This is a genomic window from Variovorax sp. W2I14, assembly GCF_050435205.1.
Lineage (GTDB): Bacteria > Pseudomonadota > Gammaproteobacteria > Burkholderiales > Burkholderiaceae_C > Variovorax > Variovorax paradoxus_C.
Window position 1 is genome coordinate 1,855,648 of the sequence record NZ_JBNDJX010000001.1, and the last position, 17,411, is coordinate 1,873,058.

20 protein-coding genes are annotated in these 17,411 nt (G+C 65.6%); 7 read left to right on the forward strand and 13 right to left on the reverse strand.

Going from position 1 to position 17,411, the window contains the following annotated elements; all coding sequences use genetic code 11:
• Positions 1-21 precede the first annotated feature (21 nt).
• Positions 22-663, reverse strand: coding sequence for a peroxiredoxin (locus QF040_RS08630; protein WP_108134338.1), 642 nt, complete (start codon positions 661-663; stop codon positions 22-24).
• A 76-nt stretch (positions 664-739) separates the two neighbouring features.
• Positions 740-1,708, reverse strand: a complete 969-nt coding sequence (locus tag QF040_RS08635) for a LysR family transcriptional regulator (protein WP_429610689.1) — start codon at positions 1,706-1,708, stop codon at positions 740-742.
• A gap of 132 nt (positions 1,709-1,840) precedes the next feature.
• On the opposite strand from QF040_RS08635, the gene QF040_RS08640 reads away from it, so the two are divergent.
• Positions 1,841-2,488, forward strand: a complete 648-nt coding sequence (locus tag QF040_RS08640; protein ID WP_429610691.1) for an FMN-dependent NADH-azoreductase — start codon at positions 1,841-1,843, stop codon at positions 2,486-2,488.
• A gap of 92 nt (positions 2,489-2,580) precedes the next feature.
• Here QF040_RS08640 and QF040_RS08645 read toward each other — a convergent pair whose 3' ends face one another.
• A complete protein-coding gene (locus QF040_RS08645; RefSeq protein ID WP_429610692.1) occupies positions 2,581-3,138 on the reverse strand; it encodes an NADPH-dependent FMN reductase in 558 nt (185 codons plus the stop codon).
• A gap of 132 nt (positions 3,139-3,270) precedes the next feature.
• On the opposite strand from QF040_RS08645, the gene solA reads away from it, so the two are divergent.
• From solA to yjjJ, 4 genes are all read left to right on the forward strand, one after another.
• Entirely contained in the window at positions 3,271-4,509 is a 1,239-nt protein-coding gene (gene solA, locus QF040_RS08650) for an N-methyl-L-tryptophan oxidase (RefSeq protein WP_429610693.1), read from the forward strand.
• Positions 4,510-4,572: 63 nt separating this feature from the next.
• Positions 4,573-5,505, forward strand: a complete 933-nt coding sequence (panE, locus tag QF040_RS08655; protein ID WP_429610694.1) for a 2-dehydropantoate 2-reductase — start codon at positions 4,573-4,575, stop codon at positions 5,503-5,505.
• 31 nt (positions 5,506-5,536) lie between these two features.
• The gene (locus QF040_RS08660; protein ID WP_429610695.1) at positions 5,537-6,232 is read left to right on the forward strand and encodes an Asp/Glu/hydantoin racemase; all 696 of its coding nucleotides are present in this window, start codon (positions 5,537-5,539) and stop codon (positions 6,230-6,232) included.
• A 90-nt stretch (positions 6,233-6,322) separates the two neighbouring features.
• Entirely contained in the window at positions 6,323-7,651 is a 1,329-nt protein-coding gene (gene yjjJ / locus QF040_RS08665) for a type II toxin-antitoxin system HipA family toxin YjjJ (RefSeq protein WP_429610696.1), read from the forward strand.
• A 16-nt stretch (positions 7,652-7,667) separates the two neighbouring features.
• Here the strand turns inward: yjjJ and QF040_RS08670 are convergent, their stop codons facing one another.
• The 6 genes from QF040_RS08670 to QF040_RS08695 all read right to left on the reverse strand — a co-directional run bounded on the left by QF040_RS08670 (position 7,668) and on the right by QF040_RS08695 (position 13,932).
• The gene (locus QF040_RS08670) at positions 7,668-9,023 is read right to left on the reverse strand and encodes an NAD(P)/FAD-dependent oxidoreductase (protein ID WP_429610697.1); all 1,356 of its coding nucleotides are present in this window, start codon (positions 9,021-9,023) and stop codon (positions 7,668-7,670) included.
• Positions 9,024-9,192: 169 nt separating this feature from the next.
• On the reverse strand, positions 9,193-11,148 hold the full coding sequence (locus QF040_RS08675; protein ID WP_429614634.1) for a family 2A encapsulin nanocompartment cargo protein cysteine desulfurase: 1,956 nt from the start codon (positions 11,146-11,148) through the stop codon (positions 9,193-9,195).
• Between the two features lie 63 nt (positions 11,149-11,211).
• A complete protein-coding gene (locus tag QF040_RS08680) occupies positions 11,212-12,144 on the reverse strand; it encodes a family 2A encapsulin nanocompartment shell protein (protein WP_013541112.1) in 933 nt (310 codons plus the stop codon).
• Between the two features lie 76 nt (positions 12,145-12,220).
• On the reverse strand, positions 12,221-12,490 hold the full coding sequence (locus tag QF040_RS08685; protein ID WP_013541111.1) for a helix-turn-helix domain-containing protein: 270 nt from the start codon (positions 12,488-12,490) through the stop codon (positions 12,221-12,223).
• Complete coding sequence (gene epsC, locus QF040_RS08690) at positions 12,487-13,401, reverse strand: serine O-acetyltransferase EpsC (RefSeq protein WP_429610698.1); 915 nt, start codon at positions 13,399-13,401, stop codon at positions 12,487-12,489. The genes QF040_RS08685 and epsC overlap by 4 nt, the downstream gene beginning before the upstream one ends.
• A gap of 51 nt (positions 13,402-13,452) precedes the next feature.
• Positions 13,453-13,932, reverse strand: a complete 480-nt coding sequence (locus tag QF040_RS08695) for a rhodanese-like domain-containing protein (RefSeq protein ID WP_429610699.1) — start codon at positions 13,930-13,932, stop codon at positions 13,453-13,455.
• Positions 13,933-14,110: 178 nt separating this feature from the next.
• Between QF040_RS08695 and QF040_RS08700 the strand changes: the two genes are divergently transcribed.
• Positions 14,111-14,473, forward strand: a complete 363-nt coding sequence (locus QF040_RS08700; RefSeq protein ID WP_429610700.1) for a hypothetical protein — start codon at positions 14,111-14,113, stop codon at positions 14,471-14,473.
• A gap of 29 nt (positions 14,474-14,502) precedes the next feature.
• On the opposite strand, the gene QF040_RS08705 is transcribed toward QF040_RS08700, so the two are convergent.
• Positions 14,503-15,447 (reverse strand): TauD/TfdA dioxygenase family protein, encoded by a 945-nt coding sequence (locus QF040_RS08705; protein ID WP_429610701.1) that lies wholly within the window; start codon positions 15,445-15,447, stop codon positions 14,503-14,505.
• A gap of 145 nt (positions 15,448-15,592) precedes the next feature.
• On the opposite strand from QF040_RS08705, the gene QF040_RS08710 reads away from it, so the two are divergent.
• Entirely contained in the window at positions 15,593-16,039 is a 447-nt protein-coding gene (locus QF040_RS08710) for a hypothetical protein (protein WP_429610702.1), read from the forward strand.
• 13 nt (positions 16,040-16,052) lie between these two features.
• Here the strand turns inward: QF040_RS08710 and QF040_RS08715 are convergent, their stop codons facing one another.
• The 3 genes from QF040_RS08715 to QF040_RS08725 all read right to left on the reverse strand — a co-directional run bounded on the left by QF040_RS08715 (position 16,053) and on the right by QF040_RS08725 (position 17,405).
• Positions 16,053-16,325 (reverse strand): hypothetical protein, encoded by a 273-nt coding sequence (locus QF040_RS08715; protein ID WP_429610703.1) that lies wholly within the window; start codon positions 16,323-16,325, stop codon positions 16,053-16,055.
• Between the two features lie 211 nt (positions 16,326-16,536).
• The gene (locus tag QF040_RS08720; protein WP_007829250.1) at positions 16,537-16,752 is read right to left on the reverse strand and encodes a TOBE domain-containing protein; all 216 of its coding nucleotides are present in this window, start codon (positions 16,750-16,752) and stop codon (positions 16,537-16,539) included.
• A gap of 56 nt (positions 16,753-16,808) precedes the next feature.
• The gene (locus QF040_RS08725; protein WP_429610704.1) at positions 16,809-17,405 is read right to left on the reverse strand and encodes a malonic semialdehyde reductase; all 597 of its coding nucleotides are present in this window, start codon (positions 17,403-17,405) and stop codon (positions 16,809-16,811) included.
• Positions 17,406-17,411: the final 6 nt, after the last annotated feature.

Here is a 17,411-nt window from a genome sequence, read left to right on the forward strand (position 1 = left end):
TGCGAATGCCGCCCGTGCCGCTTACTTGTTGGGCTGCGGCGTGATGCGCAGGTAGGGCTTCACGGCCTTGAAGCCCTTGGGGAAGCGCTCGGCCAGTTCGGCCGGGTCCTGGATGCTGGGGACGATGACCACGTCGTCGCCGTCCTTCCAGTTCACGGGGGTCGCCACTTTATGGCTGTCGGTGAGCTGCAGCGAGTCGATCACGCGCAGGATCTCGTCGAAGTTGCGGCCGGTCGATGCCGGGTAGGTGATGGTGGTGCGGATCACCTTCTTCGGATCGATGATGAACACGCTGCGAACGGTGGCGGTGGCCGAGGCGTTCGGGTGGATCAGGTCGTACAGGTCGGCCACCTTGCGGTCGGCGTCCGCAATGATCGGGAAGTTGACCGTGGTGTTCTGCGTTTCGTTGATGTCGCCGATCCATTCCTTGTGCTTGGTGGCCGGGTCGACGCTCAGCGCGATGGGCTTGACGCCGCGCTTGGCGAATTCGCCCGACAGCGCCGCCGTCTTGCCCAGTTCGGTGGTGCAGACGGGCGTGAAATCGGCCGGATGCGAGAAGAACACGACCCACGAATCGCCGGCCCACTGATAGAAGTCGAGGGGGCCTTCGCTGGAGTCCTGGGTGAAATTAGGGGCGGTATCGCCGAGTCGCAGAGTAGCCATGGTCGCTCCTGGATGGATGGAGCCCTGGATTGTGCGAAGCCCGGCAAGGATGACAAACGAATATCTACTTGTTTGGTTATGTCGGTTTCCGCATATCGGGGTGGGAATTGCAGGGTTCCCCGTCCGGCCTGAGCAGAGGCGCACCCTCGATGCCCTGCAGGTGCTCGAAGAGAAAATCGATCAGCCGCCGCACCGCCGGCACCAGCGCGCGACGCGGCGGGAACACCATGTGCGCGATGGCTTCCTCCGGCCCCCAGTCGCACAGCACTTTTTCCAGCCGGCCCGCCTCGACATCGGCCGCGCACATGTAGCCCGGCAGCATCGTGGCGCCGATGCCGGCGATCGCGGCGATCTGCAGCGTCGCGATGTCGTCCGCCACGTAGCGCGGCGTGTGGGTGTGGACATAGGTCTTGCCTTTGGGGCCCGCCAGCCGCCATTCGGCGCGGCCCTCGCCGTTGACCGACATCGCCATGGTGTCCAGCCGGGCCAGATCGGCCGGCGTTTCCACCGGCCCCTGCCGCTGCATCAGTGTCGGGCTGGCCACCAGCACCCCGCGGCCGGTGCCCAGGATCTTGGCCACCAGCGTGGCGCTTTCCTCGACCACGGGCCGCACGCGCAGCGCGATATCGAAGCCCTCCTCGATCAGGTCCACCGGGCGGTTGATGACCCGCACATCGACCCGCACCGCCGGGTAGCGCTCCATGAAGAGCGGCAGCAGCTGGGCCACCCCGCTGTACGCCATCGTGATCGGCACGCTAAGCCGCACCAGCCCGCTCGGCTCGTTCTGCACCTGCGCCACCGATTCGGCCGCGGCCTGCGCCGCATCGCGCATGGCGGCGGCGTGCCGCAGGTAGATCTCGCCGGCCGGCGTGAGCGACAGGCGCCGGGTGCTGCGCTGCATGAGCTGCACGCCCAGGCGCTCCTCCAGTTCCGCCACGCGGCGCGACAGGCGCGACTTGGGAATGCCGAGCGCCCGGCTGGCCGCGGCAAACCCGCCCCGCTCTGCCACTTCGGCGAAAAAAACCATGTCGTTGAGATCTTGCATGCCGTAGATTGTCCTGCAATCAGGACGATCTATGCAAATTTTGGCTACTTATCAATCACTCGACTCAAAAATAGAATTCTCTCAACGCCGGCCACTTTGAGCGCCGACACCATCCACTCGAAAGTGATTGATATGAAGCTGCTCCATGTTGACTCCAGCATCCTCGGTGCCTACTCGACCTCCCGCCTGCTGACGGCGGAAACCGTCGCCGCCTGGAAGGCCGCGCACCCCGACACCACCGTCGAATACCTCGATCTCGCGGTCGACGCCCCCGGCCACTTCAGCGCCGACGCCCTGGCCATCAAGACCGGCCCGCAGGCCGAGCCGACCGAAGCCCAGCAGCGCGAGAACGCGCTGTCCGAAAAGCTGGTGAGCCAGTTCCTGGCCGCCGACGTGGTCGTCATCGGCGCCCCGCTCTACAACTTCTCGATTCCGACCCAGCTCAAGGCCTGGATCGACCGCCTCGGCCAAGTCGGCCGCACCTTCAAGTACACCGAGACCGGCCCCGTCGGACTGGCCGGCGGCAAGACGGTGATCGTGGCTTCCAGCCGCGGCGGCATTTACTCGACCAGCGACTGGGGCCAGGGCGCCGAGCACCAGGAGAGCTACCTCAAGGTCATCTTCGGCTTCTTCGGCATCACCGATGTGCGCATCGTGCGCGCCGAAGGCGTGGCGATGGGCGACGAGCCGAAGGCTGCCGCGCTGGCTGCAGCGCGTTCGGACGTCCTGGTGGCAACGGCCGAAGCCGCGAACCAGAAGGATGTGGCCCAGGTGGCCTGAGCCAAGCCTCGGCTCCAAAAGAAGAAAGCCGCCCGAGGGCGGCTTTCTTCATGGACGCCTGCCGGCACCCGATTCAATGGGTTCGTCGTCGATCAGACTGCCGAATGGCTCTTGACCCACGCCACGTACTTGTCCATCCACCCCTGCAGGAATTTCTTCGAGCCTTCGTTGCCGATGTGGCCCTTGTCGTCGAACAGGTCGTCCTTGGTCTGCAGGAACACTTCGGGCGAGCCCAGCGTGGGCACGTCCAGGTACGCCAGGATGTTGCGCAGGTGTTGCTGTGCCAGCGCGGTGCCGATGGCGCCCACCGAGATGCCGACCACGCCGGCCGGCTTGCCGCCCCAGACGCTCTGGCCGTAGGGGCGCGAGGCGTGGTCGATGGCGTTCTTGAGCACGCCGGGGATCGAGCGGTTGTATTCGGGCGTTACGAACAGGAGGCCTTGCGCGGCCGCGATTTCGCTCTTCAGGCGCTTCACAGCGGGCGCCTGGTTGCCATCGTCGTCCTGGTTGTAGAGCGGCAGGTCGTCGATGCGCAGGTGTTCGAAAGTGAAGTCCGCGGGCGCGAGATGGGCCAGCGCGAGCGCGAGCTTCTGGTTGAACGAATCCTTGCGAAGGCTGCCGACAACGACGGCGATCCGGGTCTGTGCCATGGGTAAAACTCCTTGGTGTGAATGAGAGATCTGGAGGGAAGGTCCGAGGACGAAAGCGATTATGCGAATCGCCCATGACCTTTTCTGGAAAAGCTCTTGTGCTGTCCCACGCCCTGAAAGATGCTGGAGCCCATGACCCAGCCCGCCTCTTCCACCCACTACGACGTCATCGTCGTCGGCCTCGGCGCCCTCGGCGCCCTCGGCGCGGCCACGCTCTACCAACTCTCGCAGCGCGGCGCCCGCGTGCTCGGCATCGACCAGTTCGCGCCGCCGCACGACCAGGGCTCCTCGCACGGCGACTCGCGCATCACGCGGCTGGCGGTCGGCGAAGGCGACGAGTACGTGCCCTTCGTGCAGCGCTCGCACGCCATCTGGCGCGAGCTCGAAGCCCGCATCGGCACGCCGCTCATGACCACCACCGGCGGCCTCGTCCTCGCGCCGCGCGACCGCGTGGCCGAGCACCACGGCAAATCGGATTTCGTGCGCCGCACCATCGCCTGCGCCGAGCGCTTCGGCATCGCACACGAAGTGCTCGACGCTGCCGGCATCCGAGCGCGCTTTCCGCAGTTCGTCCTGCAGGGCGACGAAATCGGCTACCACGAGCGCGACGCCGGCTTCGTGCGCCCCGAGGCCGCCATCGGCGCGCAGCTCGCGGTCGCTCGCGCCTCGGGTGCGCAGACACGCACCGGCGAGCGCGTGCAGTCCGTCGAACCGGTGGGCAACGGCGACACGGTCCGCGTGCGAACGGAAACGGCGAGCTTCACGGCAGATCGCGTGGTGATTGCAGCGGGCGCGTGGCTGCCCGAATTCCTCGGCCGGCAGGCCCGTGCCGACTGGCAGGCGAACTTTTCGGTGCATCGGCAGGTGATGCACTGGTTCGACACCGGCAGCGCGGCGGCCGACTTCTCGCCCGGCCGCTTCCCGATCTTCATCTGGATGTTCGGCGACGGGCAGGAGGACTACATGTACGGGTTCCCGTCCTCCGACCCCGCCCAGCCCGCGCTCAAGGTCGCGACCGAGCAGTACGTCGCCGCCACCACGCCGGACACCATCGACCGCAGCGTGAGCCCCGAGGAAACCGCGGCGATGTACCGCGACCGCGTCGCTGGCCGCTTCCCGCAGATCGGCGGCCGCGCCCTCAAGGCGCGCGCCTGCATGTACACCGTGACGCCCGACCGCCGCTTCGTCATCGACGCGCTCGAGGGCCTTCCCCACGTGCTGATCGCCTCGGCCTGCTCGGGCCACGGCTTCAAGCATTCGGCCGGTCTGGGCGAAGCGATCGCCGACCAGGTGCTCGGCCGCGCCGTGTCCCACGGCCTCGACCTGCGCCCCTTTGCCCGCCAGCGCCTGCTGGAGAAGGAAACTGCCTAGAGCGGCCCGGCGCGAACGCGGGCATCATCGCTCCCGATCTTTTGATTTCTGGAGCAATGTGCGATGAGATTCCTGGTGGTGGGTGCCGGTGCACTCGGTGGTTATTTCGGCGGCCGTTTGCTCGAGGCCGGGCGCGATGTGACCTTTCTTCTTCGTCCGCGCCGTGCGGCCCAGCTCGCGAAAACCGGGCTCGTGGTGCAGAGCCCTTTCGGCAACCTCGAACTTCCCGCACCCAAGCATGTGCTGGCCGAGAACATCGACGGCCCCTATGACGTGGTGGTCGTCGGCAGCAAGGCCTACGACCTCGAATCGACGATGGATTCGTTCGCGCCCGCGGTCGGCCCGAACACCGTGATCCTCCCGCTCCTGAATGGCATGAAGCACATCGATCAGCTGGTCGAACGCTTCGGCGACGAGCGCGTGCTCGGCGGCCTCTGCATGATCTCGGCCACGCTGGACGACGAAGGCCGCGTGCTGCACCTGAACGACCTGCACGGCCTGAGCTATGGCGAGCGCGCCGGTGGACGCTCGGCGCGCGTCGATGCCATCGCGGCCCAGTTCGCGGGTGCGAAGTTCGAAGCCACCGCGAGCGAAACCATCGCGCAGGACATGTGGGAGAAGTGGGTCTTCATCGCCTCCGCGGCCGGCCTCACGAGCCTGATGCGCGCCTCCATCGGCGACATCGTCGCGGCCGGAGGCCAGGACGTGGCGCTCTCGATCTTCGACGAATGCTGCGCCATCGCCGCGCACAACGGCTTCGCGCCGCGCCCCGCCGCCATCCAGCGCGGCCGCGCGGTGGTGACCACCGCCGGCTCGCCGATGACGGCATCGATGTACAAGGACATGGTGCGCGGCGCAGCGGTGGAGGCCGACCACATCGTCGGCGACCTCCTCAGCCGAGCGCCCAAAAGCGATTCGCCCGTGCCCACGGTACTGCGCACCGCGTACGTCCACCTCAAGGCCTACGAGGCCCGCCGCGCTCGCGAAGCCGGCTGATCCCGAACCCGCGATCCCACGCCCACCGACCATGGCCGACGCGCTCGCCTTCCTCCACACGGCCAAGTCGCACGTACAGACCTTCGGGCGCCTGGTCAACGAGATGGCGCCCGAACTGGAGGTGCGCCACCTGGTGATGGAAGAGCTCCTGGACGATGCGCGCGTCGTGGGCGTCGACAATGCGGCGCTGGTCAGGCGCGTGCAGGAAGCCATGCGCGAGGCGGCGTCGGACGGCGCCGCGGTGGTCGTGTGCACCTGTTCGACCATCGGCGGCATCGCCGAGAAAACCGCCACAGGCGGCGCCTTCTCGGCCCTGCGCATCGACCGCGCCATGGCCGACCGCGCGGTGCGCACCGGCCCGCGCGTGCTGATCGTCGCGGCCGTCGAAAGCACGCTGGAGCCGACGACGGCGCTGATCCTCTCGGCGGCGACACAGGCCGGCGTCGGCACGCGGCCGAGCACGCTGCTCGTCGAAGAAGCATGGACGCATTTCCAGGCCGGTGACACCGGCCGCTATGTGGAGACGCTGGCAGCCGCGATCCGCGGGGCGGTCGGCAAGGCCGATGTCGTGGTGCTGGCGCAGGCCTCGATGGCGCCAGTGACGCCGCTGCTTGCCGACCTCGGCATCGATGTGCTCAGCAGCCCGGGGTTGGGCGTTGCGCATGCGGTGGCAACGCTGCGGGCGTCGGGCACTGCGTGGAATCTCAGTACCATTAATGCGCCGTGATAGCTTCGAGTATCTATTCATAAAAATATTCATATGACTTGAATACGTCAATGAGGAATAGGATAATTTATCTATTCACTTTGATATTCAATGCCTCTCCCCGCACCATCCCAGAACGCCGCCGCCGTGCTTGCGTTGGTCCGCGCACGGGGTGCGGTCACCAGCGCCGAGATACAGGCTCACCTCGGTGTCAGCCAGGCGACTGCCTCGCGAACCTTGGCACCGCTGATCCGCAGCGCGGAAATGCTCAAGGTGGGCGCCGCACGCTCCCAGATGTATGTGGTTCCGCGGCATGTCGAGCGCGTCGGCACCGAAGTGCCGGTCGTCAAGATCGATGACGCAGGCAATGCCTTGCCATTCGGCCGCATCGTTCCCCTCCAGGGCGGCCGTTGCTGGATGGACGAGCGGGAGGGCCGCAGCGCGCTGCATGACGGCCTGCCCTGGTTCCTGTCCGACATGCGTCCCCAGGGTTTCATTGGCCGCGCATTCGCCCAAGGTCACCCCGAACTGGGATTGCCTGCGAACCCCGAGCACTGGAACGACGACGACGTACTTCAGGCCCTCACCCTGTGCGGTGAAGACCTGCCCGGCAACTTGGTCGTCGGAGCGGAATCGTTCCGCCGCTTTCACGCCATGGCAGCGCAACCTGCTCGCGAAGTTTCCGTCGCCGATTACCCGTCCATGGCAGACAGCGCGATGCAAGGCACGCTGCCGGGCTCGTCGGCAGGCGGGGAGCAACCGAAGTTCTGCACGGTGCGCGATGGCAGGCAGGTCATCGTCAAGTTCTCGCCGGCCGGCGCATCGCCGGTCGACCGTCGTTCGCGCGATTTGCTTGTCTGCGAGCACTTGGCGCTGTCCGCACTCGCCGAGGCCGGCATGGCCGCTGCTGCGACACGCCTTTTCATCGAGGGCGGCCGCGTGTTCCTGGAAGTCGAACGCTTCGACCGCTCGGCGCGAGGCCGCATCGGCATGGTGTCGCTGATGGCGTACGACTCCCAATACGTCGGCAAGATCGACAACTGGGCGGCCACCGCCAACCGGATGGCCTCGCGCGGCCTGTTGCTCGCCGACGATGCACAGCGCTTGCGGTTCCTCGAGGCCTTCGGCCGGCTCATCGGCAACACCGACCGCCACTACGGCAACATCTCGCTGCTCATCGAAGGCAGCGACTGGCGGCTCGCTCCAGCCTACGATGTGCTTCCTACGCTGTATGCGTCCACGAGCGGCGAATTACCGCCGCGCGAACTGGCGACCACAGGATTGCAGCCGACAGTCGAAACCCTGCAGGAGTGGCCCCGTGCTCGACAACTGGCAAGCTTGTTTTGGCAAACCGCTGCAACCGATGACCGCATCTCTGCGGCGTTCCGTGCGCTCGCGCGGCAGAACGCACGGCTCATTGGTGAAATGTCGGGCGCCTGAATCGGCAAGCCGGCAGCTACTCCGACTTGAGGATCGTCTCCCCCTTCAGCGTCCCCATGTCCCGCGTGTTGAAGCGATGCCGCTTCCACCCTGCCCAGGTCCGGCGGAAGTTCGCGAGCGAGATGCCGTAATACAGCACCTTGAACATCCGCAGCGCCCCCCACATCGGCGTGCCCTTGTAGATGTCGCCGGCCAATAACGACATCAGCGCCTCCTTCACCCGGAACGGATTGCCCGGGTGCATGAACATGTCACGGATAGTCGGGTTCGTCACGCGGTAGATGAACCACGAATACTCGCGCGGGCCCTTGCGCATCATGGCCTCGAAGCCCTTTCGCGCGGTCGCCAGCTCGGCCGGCTGATCGAGTGCGGTGGCCACAAGTTCGGCGCCGTCGAAGGCGCTGTGCATCGCCAGGTACACACCCGAGGAGAACATCGGGTCGATGAAGGTGAAAGCGTCGCCCAGCAAGAGGTAGCGGTCGCCCGTCGCGTGCGTGCTCGAGTACGAGAAGTTGCCAGTGGCATGCACGGCGTCGTCGACCAGCGTGGCGTTCTTCAGGCGGTCTGCCAATACGGGGCACAGCGCGATGGTGTCGTAGAAGAAATCCTTCAGCGGCTTGTCGCGCGTCTTCAGGTAGTACGGCCAGCAGACCGCGCCCACGCTGGTGGTGCCGTCGGCCAGCGGAATGAACCAGAACCAGCCGTGCGGAAACCAGCAGATGCTGATGTTGCCTTCCTTCTTGCCCTCCAGCCGCTCGGCGTTCGTGAAGTGGCCGAAGACTGCCGTGCTGTTGTGGTCGGGGTTCTTTTCCTTGCAGCGGAATTTGTTGGCCAGGAGCGTGTCGCGGCCGGTGGCGTCGACCACGAAACGCGCGCGCCAATTGCGCTTGGTGCCGTCGTCCATCTCGGCCTTGACGGTCGCGCCGTCGGCGTCGAACGCCACGTCACGCACCTTGCAGCCTTCGATGGTTTCTGCGCCGCGCGTCGCGGCATTGCGGAACAGCAGCTCGTCGAGCTCCGAGCGGCGCACCTGCCAGGCGGAGTCGAGCGACTTGTCCCAGCCCTCGGCAAAGTCCACGTAGCTGCGGTGCTCGTGCTCCGGCGAGACGAACTCGATGCCGAACTTGGGCATGCCGATTTTTTCGACCTGGTCGCGCACGCCGAGCTTTTCGAACAGCTCCACGTTCGCGGGCAGCAGCGATTCGCCGATGTGAAAGCGCGGGTGGTGCGCCTTCTCCAGCAGCACCACCTTGCGGCCCTGCTGCGCCAGCAGCGCCGCAGCGGTCGATCCGGCGGGGCCGCCGCCGATCACGATCACGTCGCAGGATTCGTCCGTATGCGGGCCGGCGGAGGAGACTTCAGTCGAAGACATTCAGGCGATACAACTCGTTTTACAAGGCTGAGCAGCATAACGCCCTCCGCTCGGGCACAGGCCCCGTGCAAATGCGCTTGCGATATCCCGGACGAGACACAGCGTTGGCAGGGCAACAAAAAAGAACGGCGGCCATGAAGGCCGCCGTATCGGGGGAACGCGTTTTCGCTCAGCCAGCGCGTCGCTGCCCTGCGAGACGCCGCACCACGGCGATCAGGCGATCCACCTCGTCGAAGGTGTTGTAGAACGCGAGCGAAGGCCGCACCGTCGTCTCGACACCGAAGCGTCGCAGGATCGGCTGCGCGCAGTGGTGGCCCGTGCGCACCGCGATGCCTTCGTCGTTCAACGCATGGCCCACATCCTCGGTGGTGTAGCCGTCGAGCACAAAGGACATCACGCTCGCCTTGTCGGCCGCCGTGCCGATCAGCCGCACACCCGGGATCGCGCCGAGCTTCTGCATGCCGTACACGAGCAGGTCGTGTTCGTAGCGCGCGATGTTCTCGATGCCGACCTTGTTGACGTAGTCGATCGCAGCGCCGAGCCCCACCGCATCGGCGATGTTGCCGGTGCCTGCCTCGAACTTGTTCGGGATCGGCTGGAGCACGGTCTTCTCGAAGGTCACGTCGGCAATCATGTTGCCGCCGCCCTGCCACGGAGGCATGTCCTCGAGCACTTCGCGCTTGCCCCAGACCACGCCGATGCCGGTCGGGCCGAACACCTTGTGGCCGGAGAACACGAAGAAGTCGGCACCGATGTCCTGCACGTCCACCCGCATGTGCGAGACCGACTGCGCGCCGTCGACCAGCGCCTTGGCGCCGGCGCGGTGCGCGAGCTCTACGATCTCCTTCACCGGCACCACGGTGCCCAGTGCGTTCGAGACCTGCGTGACGGCCACGATCTTCGTGCGGTCGTTCAGGAGCTTGCGGTATTCGTCGAGCAATACCTGCCCCGAATCGTCCACCGGAATCACGCGCAGCTTCGCGCCCTTGGCGGCGGCGAGCTGCTGCCACGGCACGATGTTGGCGTGGTGCTCGAGGTTCGAGACGATGATCTCGTCGCCCTCGCCCACGTGCTGCCCGCCCCAGCTCTTGGCCACGAGGTTGATGGCCTCGGTGGTGCCGCGCACGAAGATCACTTCCTCGACTTCCGGCGCGTTGATGAACTTGCGCACGCGCTCCCGTGCGCCTTCGTACGCATCGGTCGCACGCGCAGCAAGCTCATGCGCCGCGCGATGAATGTTCGAGTTCTCGTGTTCGTAGAAGTACGCAATGCGATCGATCACCGATTGCGGCTTGTGCGTGGTGGCTGCGTTGTCGAACCACACGAGCTGCTTGCCGTTCACGCGCTCCTGCAGGATCGGGAAGTCGCGGCGCACGGCGTTGACATCGAACGGCGGATGCTGGCCGCTGCCGGCGAGCGGCACGGCGTCAGGGCCGCGCGGGCCCGGCTTGGCCGGCGTGACGAAGCCGTTGGGCAAGCGCACCGCATCGACGAAGTAGAACTGCGGCTTCTCACTCCCCTGCACCTGGGTTTGGCTCCCTCGCCCCTCTGGGGAGAGGGTTGGGGTGAGGGGCTGCGGCGATGGAGCGCCAGCAAATGATTGAACGTCCCTTCCCTCACCCCAGCCCTCTCCCGCACGCGGGACAGGGGGCAAGACCTGCCCGGGCGGTGAGATCGCGGAGGTCGCACCGGCCGACGGATGGCCATGGCTCTCACTCAGGAAGTAGAACGGCGACGCCGCAGCCTGCGGCGCCACAGGTGCACCAACTTGCTGCGGCACGCCCTGCACCACGCCGCCCGAGCGCGGCTCGAAAGCCGGCGCCACGGACAACACGTTGTCCGGCACACCATTGCCCGCGACCGCATGCGGCAGCAAGGCCGGCGCGCGGTTCGCGAGCGAAGGCAGTTGGGTCGGCGATGCAGGCAGCACGTTGGCGCCCGGAATCTGCCCTTGCGGAATCGGCGTGCCCGGCACGCTCGACCCGAAGCCGGCGGGGCTCACGAGGGGCGAGCCCGGCGGCGCGATGTTGGCGGGAAACTGTGCGCCCGGCACCAACCCGCTCGCCACGCCGGGCAACGAGGTCGGCGGCGTGCCCGGCAGCGCGGAAAACATGGCGCTCGCCATGCGCGCGAGGATGGCCGGATCGAACGGCGCCTCGCCCGGAATCGTGGGTGTACTCACCGCGGCTTACTTGTAGGTGTCGGGATAGTCGTGGTACTTGCCGATCTCGACGTCGTCGAGCACCGCCAGCGCGTCGGTGGTCAGCACCGCGAGCGAGCAGTACAGCGAGATCAGGTACGACGCGATCGCATGGTTGTTGATGCCCATGAAGCGCACCGACAGCCCCGGGCTCTGCTCACCAGAGAGGCCCGGCTGGAACAAGCCCACCACGCCCTGGCGCTTGTCGCCCACGCGCAGCAGCAGGATCTTGCTCTTGCCGTCGGCCACCGGCACCTTGTTCGACGGAATCAGCGGAATGCCGCGCCAGGTGATGAACTGCGAACCGAAGAGGCTCACGGTCGGCGGCGGCGTGCCGCGGCGCGTGGCTTCGCGGCCGAAGGCTGCAATGGCGAGCGGGTGTGTGAGGAAGAACGCGGGCTCTTTCCAGACTTTGGTCAGCAGTTCGTCGAGGTCGTCGGGCGTGGGCGCGCCGGTCAACGGAAAGATGCGCTGCTCGTCGGTCACCTGAGCCAGCAGGCCGTAGTCGGGGTTGTTGATGAGTTCGCTCTCCTGGTTCTCCTTGATCGTCTCGATCGTGAGGCGCAGCTGCTCCTTGATCTGGTCGTGCGGGCTGCTGTAGAGGTCGGAGATGCGGGTGTGCACGTCGAGCACGGTGCTCACGGCATTGAGGTAGTGCTCGCGGGGGTTTTCTTCGTAGTCGACGAAGGTGCGCGGCAGCTGGTTTTCTTCTTCGCGCGAAGTGCAGGTGACCTTGATCGACTCGGGGTTCTTGACCTTGTTGACGCGGTAGATGCCCGCTTCCACCGGCACCCATTGCAGGAGGTGCGTCAGCCAGCGCGGGCTGATGGTCTCGAGCTGGGGAACTGTCTTGGTGGCATTGGCTAGCTGGCGTGCGGCGTTGTCGCCAAGGGCGGTGGTACCACCGACTGTTGCGCTCATGTATCAAAGCTCCGTGAAAGATAGGCAGGGGTAAGAAGAAATTGGTTGCCAGTGTCCGGGCGCCAAGGGTTTCCCCTCAACAGGCTATAGCCGCCAAGTTGATCCGCCTCGCAAGGCGCGACTGCTCCAGTTGCTCGCAGCGCGCGAGCAGGTTCACGATGTTGATGCCGAGCGCCGTCGCGAGCTTCTGCGCGGTGACGATCGACGGGATCACGCGGCCGCGTTCCACCTCGCCCACATACGAGCGATTGAGATCCGAGCGCTCTGCAAGCTGCTCCTGCGACCAACCATTCGCCTCGCGCAGCTGGCGCACGGTGACGCCGAAATCTTCGACAAAGGCTTTCATGGCGCGCTCGCTTTCGGTGCGTTCTGCAAACTGGCCTGGGTCACGCTCGCGCCCGGCTTCACGTCGTCGGTGATCCACACGTTGCCGCCGATGACGGCGCCCTTGCCGAGCGTCACGCGGCCGAGGATGGTCGCGCCAGCGTAGATGACCACGTCGTCTTCCACCACCGGATGCCGCGGCAGGCCCTTCTGCAGGTTGCCCTCGGTGTCGGTGGGAAAGCGCTTGGCACCGAGCGTCACGGCCTGGTAGAGCCGCACGCGCTTGCCGATGACCGCCGTCTCGCCGATCACGACGCCCGTCCCGTGGTCGATGAAGAAGCCCGCGTCGATCTGCGCGCCGGGGTGGATGTCGATGCCCGTCTGCCCGTGCGCGAGTTCGGCCACGATGCGCGCGAGCAGCGGCAGGTCGAGCTTGTAGAGCTGGTGCGCGAGGCGGTGATGAATCATCGCGAGCACCCCCGGATAGCACAGCAGCACCTCGTCGACGCTGCGGGCCGCCGGGTCGCCCTGATAGGCCGCGAGCACGTCACTGTCGAGCAGGCGGCGCAGGCCTGGCAGCGCATTCGCGAACTGGCGCACGGCTTCGGTGGCCGCATCATCGATCTCGCTTACCGCGCGCGGCTCCAGGCGTGCATTGAAATTGAGTTCCAGCCGTGCCTGCGCCAGGAGCGCCTGCAACGCGGCATCGAGCGTGTGGCCGACGTAGAAGTCTTCGCTCTCGTGGCGCAGGTCCGGCGGGCCGAGCCGCATCGGAAAGAGCGCGCCTTTCAGCGATTCCACGATCTGCGTGAGCGCATCGCGCGATGGAAATTCCCGCGCGCCGGGCTCTCGCGAGCGCCTCTGTGAATCGCGCCACTCGTCGCGCACGCCATGCAGCGCGCGCACGATGTCGCCTACCTCGAAATGGGCCATGTGTTTTTTTCTCCCTGAATGTTCTGTATGAGTTCTTCTGTGGGGGCGCACTCAGTCCTGCACCCAGGGCAGCTTGTGGAAGCGCCAGCCGTCCGCACCGCCGCGGTGCTGATGCGCATCGATCTCGCCCTCGAAGCCTTCGAGCACATTGAACACGTTGTTGAAGCCGGCCTTCGCGGCCGCCTCCGCGGCGAGCGCGGAACGCTTGCCGCTGCGGCACAGCAGCAGTGCCACGGCATCCTTGCCGCCCTCCTTGGCGAGCTTGGCTTCCAGCTCGCGTGCGAAGCGCGGGTTGCGCGTGAGCGCGGTGCCGGTGGCCCAGGCCACATGCAGGCTTTCGGGCACATGGCCGACGAACTTGCGCTCTTCACCGGAACGCACATCGACCAGCACGGCCTGGCCCTTCTGGACCAGGTCCCAGGCGACCGGCGGCGTGACGCCGCCGGCGTAGGACCAGTTGTTTTCGGCGGCCTGGGCGCGCGCCTGTTCCAGCGATTCGGGCAAGACCAGATCTTCAACTTCCACTGACATGCTGTAAGGCTCCTGTTGTGCGTTGGAATTCGCCTTTGATGGCGATGACCACCACTCTAGGAGCGTCGCCCCGGACATCAAACGACTGAAAAGTCAATTCTTAACAACCAATCGGTCTATACGTCGCACCGCCGCTTCAGACAATGCGAAGCCGCGCACTACTCGGCACTCACAACGCATGCCCAAACCGATCCATTTCCTGCGCAACCTCGTGGTTCTCTTCGCTTCAATGGGCGCCATCGACTGCCTGATGGCGAAACCCGGCAGCCCCAGCCCACTCGCCGTCGTCTATGCGTTGGTCTTCGCGGCGCTGGTATTCGGCTGGTGCAAGGCTCATGCGGCCGCACGCGGGAACGATCCGCCCGCGGGGGCGGCCATCATGGCGGCCTTTCTCGCACCGATCGGCGTGCCGCTCTACTTCCTGCGAAGCATGCCCGTGGGCCAGGCACTGTGGTCGAGTGCGAAGGCCCTGCTCTTCTTCGCCGGCCTGCTCGCGATCCATACCGTCACGGCGATGCTCTTCGAGCTGCTTCCCATCTGAACGAAGCGCGTCGAGCTTCGCCGTCCGGGTCAGGCAACTGCCGCCTCGGCCGCGCGTACGGCGGGCGCCGTCAGGTCCACGCTCTTCGCACCGTCCACGCCATAGGGAACATCGCCCGCGACCGTCACCCGGCGCACCACCCGGTGCTGGTCGCCGTAGTCGTTGATCGCGTAGTGCTGCGTGGCCCGGTTGTCCCAGATCGCCACGTCGCCCTGCGTCCAGCGCCAGCGCACCGTGTTCTCCAGGCGGTGCACATGGCTCTGCAGCACGCTCAGCAGATGCTGGGAGTCATAAGTCGAATGGCCGGCCAGACGTTTCACGAAGTGCCCCAGCACAAGGCTGCGCTCGCCGGTCTCGGGGTGCACGCGCACCACCGGGTGCTCGGCTTCGAGGAGACGCCGGGTGAACACCTCCTTGTAGCGCTTCACGCCTTCGTCGGCCAGGTCGGCGGGCTGCCGCGAGGCGGCGTAGTCGTAGTCGTTGCCATGCACCGCGCGCAGCCGGTCGGCCAGCGCCTTCAGGTCGTCCGACAGGCTTTCGTAGGCGGCCACGGTGTTCGCCCAGACCGTATCGCCGCCGTAAGCCGGAATGACAACCGCACGCAGGATCGACACCTGCGGATACGCCACCTCGAAGGTCACGTCGGTGTGCCACGAGTTGGCGCGGCCGCCGTGGCGCGAATCGAGCTCCAGCAGCTTCGTGCCGTCCCTCGAGGGGACGGTCGGATGCGGCACCAGCTCGCCCCAGAGGCGGCCGAAGGCTTGCTGCTGCGCGTCGTCCAGGTGCTGCTGGCCGCGGAAGAACAGCACCTTGTGCTTGAGGAGCGCGGCCCTGATCGACCGGAACACCTCCGGCTGCAGCTCGCCCGAGAGCCGCACGCCGCGCACCTCGGCGCCGATGTGGCCGGCCTGCCGGACGATGTCGAGTTCGTTGTTGTCTTGTGCAACGGCGGGGGAAGAAAGAACAGCGCTCATCGAAGATCCTCTTTGGGGTTGATTCCAAAGATTCTGTGAGGCGCCTTCCCCGGCCGGAAGGAAGCTGTTCGCAGTTCCTCATGCCCCATTCGACTAAGCCATGTTGGCTATATCGACCTGCGCGAAACAAAGGCACAGTCGCGCGATGGATCACAAAGTCATCACCCTCATCAAGTGGCTCTTCCTGGCCATCGGGTTTCTGCTCCTGGTCGGCGCCATCTTCGTGGACCCCGAGGCCAAGCTCGCCCTCACGATCATGGGCGTGATCTTCGCGGGCATCGGCGGCGGCATCATCGCCTTCGGCCGCTGGAGCGTACAGAAGGAAGCCGACCTGCGCCAGAACGGCCAACTCATCGAGGCCGAGTTCCAGGAGGTCGAACTCAACGGCAGCCTCGAGGTGAACGGCGAGCACCCTTACCGCATCGTCGCCAAGTGGCACGACACATCGAACAACCGCCTGCACGTGTTCCGCAGCGCCAACCTCTGGTTCGATCCGACGGACTACGTGCAGGAATGGATTCCGGTCTACATCGATCGGAACAACCCCAAGCGCTATCACATGGAGACTTCGTTCCTGCCGAAGCTGCAGTGAGCGGGAAGAAGACTCAGCCCGCCCGGTCCTCGTCGCTGGCAGCTTTGTCCTTGGGCTTCATGCACAACAAGACCACCATCAGGGCATGCGAAGCCGTCACGAAGATGGCCGACGCCAACAGCATCCAGTGCTCGACTGAATCCCACCGCCAGCGACGAAAGTCATCGCGGTGAATGAAGGCCAACATCCCTATTCCCACCAGTGGAAGAAGCATCGCCCCGGCGATCGCGAGGTGACCGCTGCTGATTGAGGAAACACTTTTCTCGGTCACGATTTTCTTGCTCACCCAGTGCCCCATCTATCGACAAATGGCAGAGAGTTTGAGTGAGAAAAAGGTTAACTAAGAATATCAATAGTTGATCCTAAACAATTTTTTGATTCGATGAATTCCTCCCAGGTCGAGATCGAATTGAACGAAATACACGCACGGCAAAAAGCCGCCCGAAGTCCGAAGAACGTCGAGCGGCCCGCTTGATAAAAATACAGTGGCTGCCGCCTCAGAGCTTCGCGATCGAAACCTCGGTCGACTTCACGAGCGCGACCACGTCGGAGCCAACCTTCAATTGCAGTTCGTCGACCGAGCGCGTGGTGATGACCGAGGTCACGATGCCCCAGGCGGTTTCGACATCGACTTCGGAGACGACGTCGCCGCGGATGATTTCGCGGACCTTGCCCTTGAACTGGTTGCGCACGTTGATGGCTTGGATGGACATGATGGTTTCTCTTTCAGGATGAAGAAATAAAGCAAAGGATGGATGGGATGGGGAGATCAGACGATTTCCGCCACCTCGTCGAACGCGAGCCGCGGCCCGCGCTCGAAGGTGCCGGCGTGGTCGGCCACGCCAAGGTTCACGAGAAAGTTGGCGCGATAGCGACCGTCGGGGAAGAAGGCCTTGTCGACCAGATCCGCGTTGAAGCCCGACTGCGGCCCCACGTCGAGGCCGAGCGAGCGCGCCGCCAGGATCAGGTAGGCGCCCTGCAGGCTGCTGTTGCGAAACGCTGTGGCCGCTGCAGCCTCGGCGCTCTTCTCGAAGAAAGGCTTGGCGTCGTAGGCGGGAAACTGCGCGGGCAGGTGCTCGTAGAAGCGCGTGTCTTGCGCCACGATCACCGTCACGCCCGCGGCCAGCGTCTGCGCCGTGTTGCCGGACGAGACCGCGGGCTTCAGCTTCGCCTTGCCCTCCTCGCTGCGCACGAACACGTAGCGCGCGGGCTGCGCGTTGTAGGCGGTCGGTCCCCACTTCACGATGTCGTAGAGCTGGTGGATCAACTCGTCGGTGATGGGCACCGGCTGGAAGGCGTGCACGGTGCGCGCCTTGCGAAAGAGCTGGTCGAGCGCCGCTTCGGGAATGGCGTTGAGTGTTGTCATGGTTTT

Excerpts from the sequence above, each read along its gene's own strand:
- QF040_RS08660 (WP_429610695.1), top strand. The coding sequence starts at position 5,537 with ATGGCCGACGCGCTCGCCTTCCTCCACACGGCCAAGTCGCACGTACAG.
- QF040_RS08680 (WP_013541112.1), bottom strand. The coding sequence starts at position 12,144 with ATGAGCGCAACAGTCGGTGGTACCACCGCCCTTGGCGACAACGCCGCA.
- QF040_RS08670 (WP_429610697.1), bottom strand. The coding sequence starts at position 9,023 with ATGTCTTCGACTGAAGTCTCCTCCGCCGGCCCGCATACGGACGAATCC.
- QF040_RS08725 (WP_429610704.1), bottom strand. The coding sequence starts at position 17,405 with ATGACAACACTCAACGCCATTCCCGAAGCGGCGCTCGACCAGCTCTTT.
- QF040_RS08640 (WP_429610691.1), top strand. The coding sequence starts at position 1,841 with ATGAAGCTGCTCCATGTTGACTCCAGCATCCTCGGTGCCTACTCGACC.
- QF040_RS08645 (WP_429610692.1), bottom strand. The coding sequence starts at position 3,138 with ATGGCACAGACCCGGATCGCCGTCGTTGTCGGCAGCCTTCGCAAGGAT.
- QF040_RS08695 (WP_429610699.1), bottom strand. The coding sequence starts at position 13,932 with ATGTCAGTGGAAGTTGAAGATCTGGTCTTGCCCGAATCGCTGGAACAG.
- QF040_RS08720 (WP_007829250.1), bottom strand. The coding sequence starts at position 16,752 with ATGTCCATCCAAGCCATCAACGTGCGCAACCAGTTCAAGGGCAAGGTC.
- QF040_RS08630 (WP_108134338.1), bottom strand. The coding sequence starts at position 663 with ATGGCTACTCTGCGACTCGGCGATACCGCCCCTAATTTCACCCAGGAC.
- QF040_RS08675 (WP_429614634.1), bottom strand. The coding sequence starts at position 11,148 with ATGGCGAGCGCCATGTTTTCCGCGCTGCCGGGCACGCCGCCGACCTCG.
- yjjJ (WP_429610696.1), top strand. The coding sequence starts at position 6,323 with ATGCCTCTCCCCGCACCATCCCAGAACGCCGCCGCCGTGCTTGCGTTG.
- panE (WP_429610694.1), top strand. The coding sequence starts at position 4,573 with ATGAGATTCCTGGTGGTGGGTGCCGGTGCACTCGGTGGTTATTTCGGC.
- QF040_RS08685 (WP_013541111.1), bottom strand. The coding sequence starts at position 12,490 with ATGAAAGCCTTTGTCGAAGATTTCGGCGTCACCGTGCGCCAGCTGCGC.
- solA (WP_429610693.1), top strand. The coding sequence starts at position 3,271 with ATGACCCAGCCCGCCTCTTCCACCCACTACGACGTCATCGTCGTCGGC.
- QF040_RS08710 (WP_429610702.1), top strand. The coding sequence starts at position 15,593 with ATGGATCACAAAGTCATCACCCTCATCAAGTGGCTCTTCCTGGCCATC.
- epsC (WP_429610698.1), bottom strand. The coding sequence starts at position 13,401 with ATGGCCCATTTCGAGGTAGGCGACATCGTGCGCGCGCTGCATGGCGTG.
- QF040_RS08700 (WP_429610700.1), top strand. The coding sequence starts at position 14,111 with ATGCCCAAACCGATCCATTTCCTGCGCAACCTCGTGGTTCTCTTCGCT.
- QF040_RS08705 (WP_429610701.1), bottom strand. The coding sequence starts at position 15,447 with ATGAGCGCTGTTCTTTCTTCCCCCGCCGTTGCACAAGACAACAACGAA.
- QF040_RS08635 (WP_429610689.1), bottom strand. The coding sequence starts at position 1,708 with ATGCAAGATCTCAACGACATGGTTTTTTTCGCCGAAGTGGCAGAGCGG.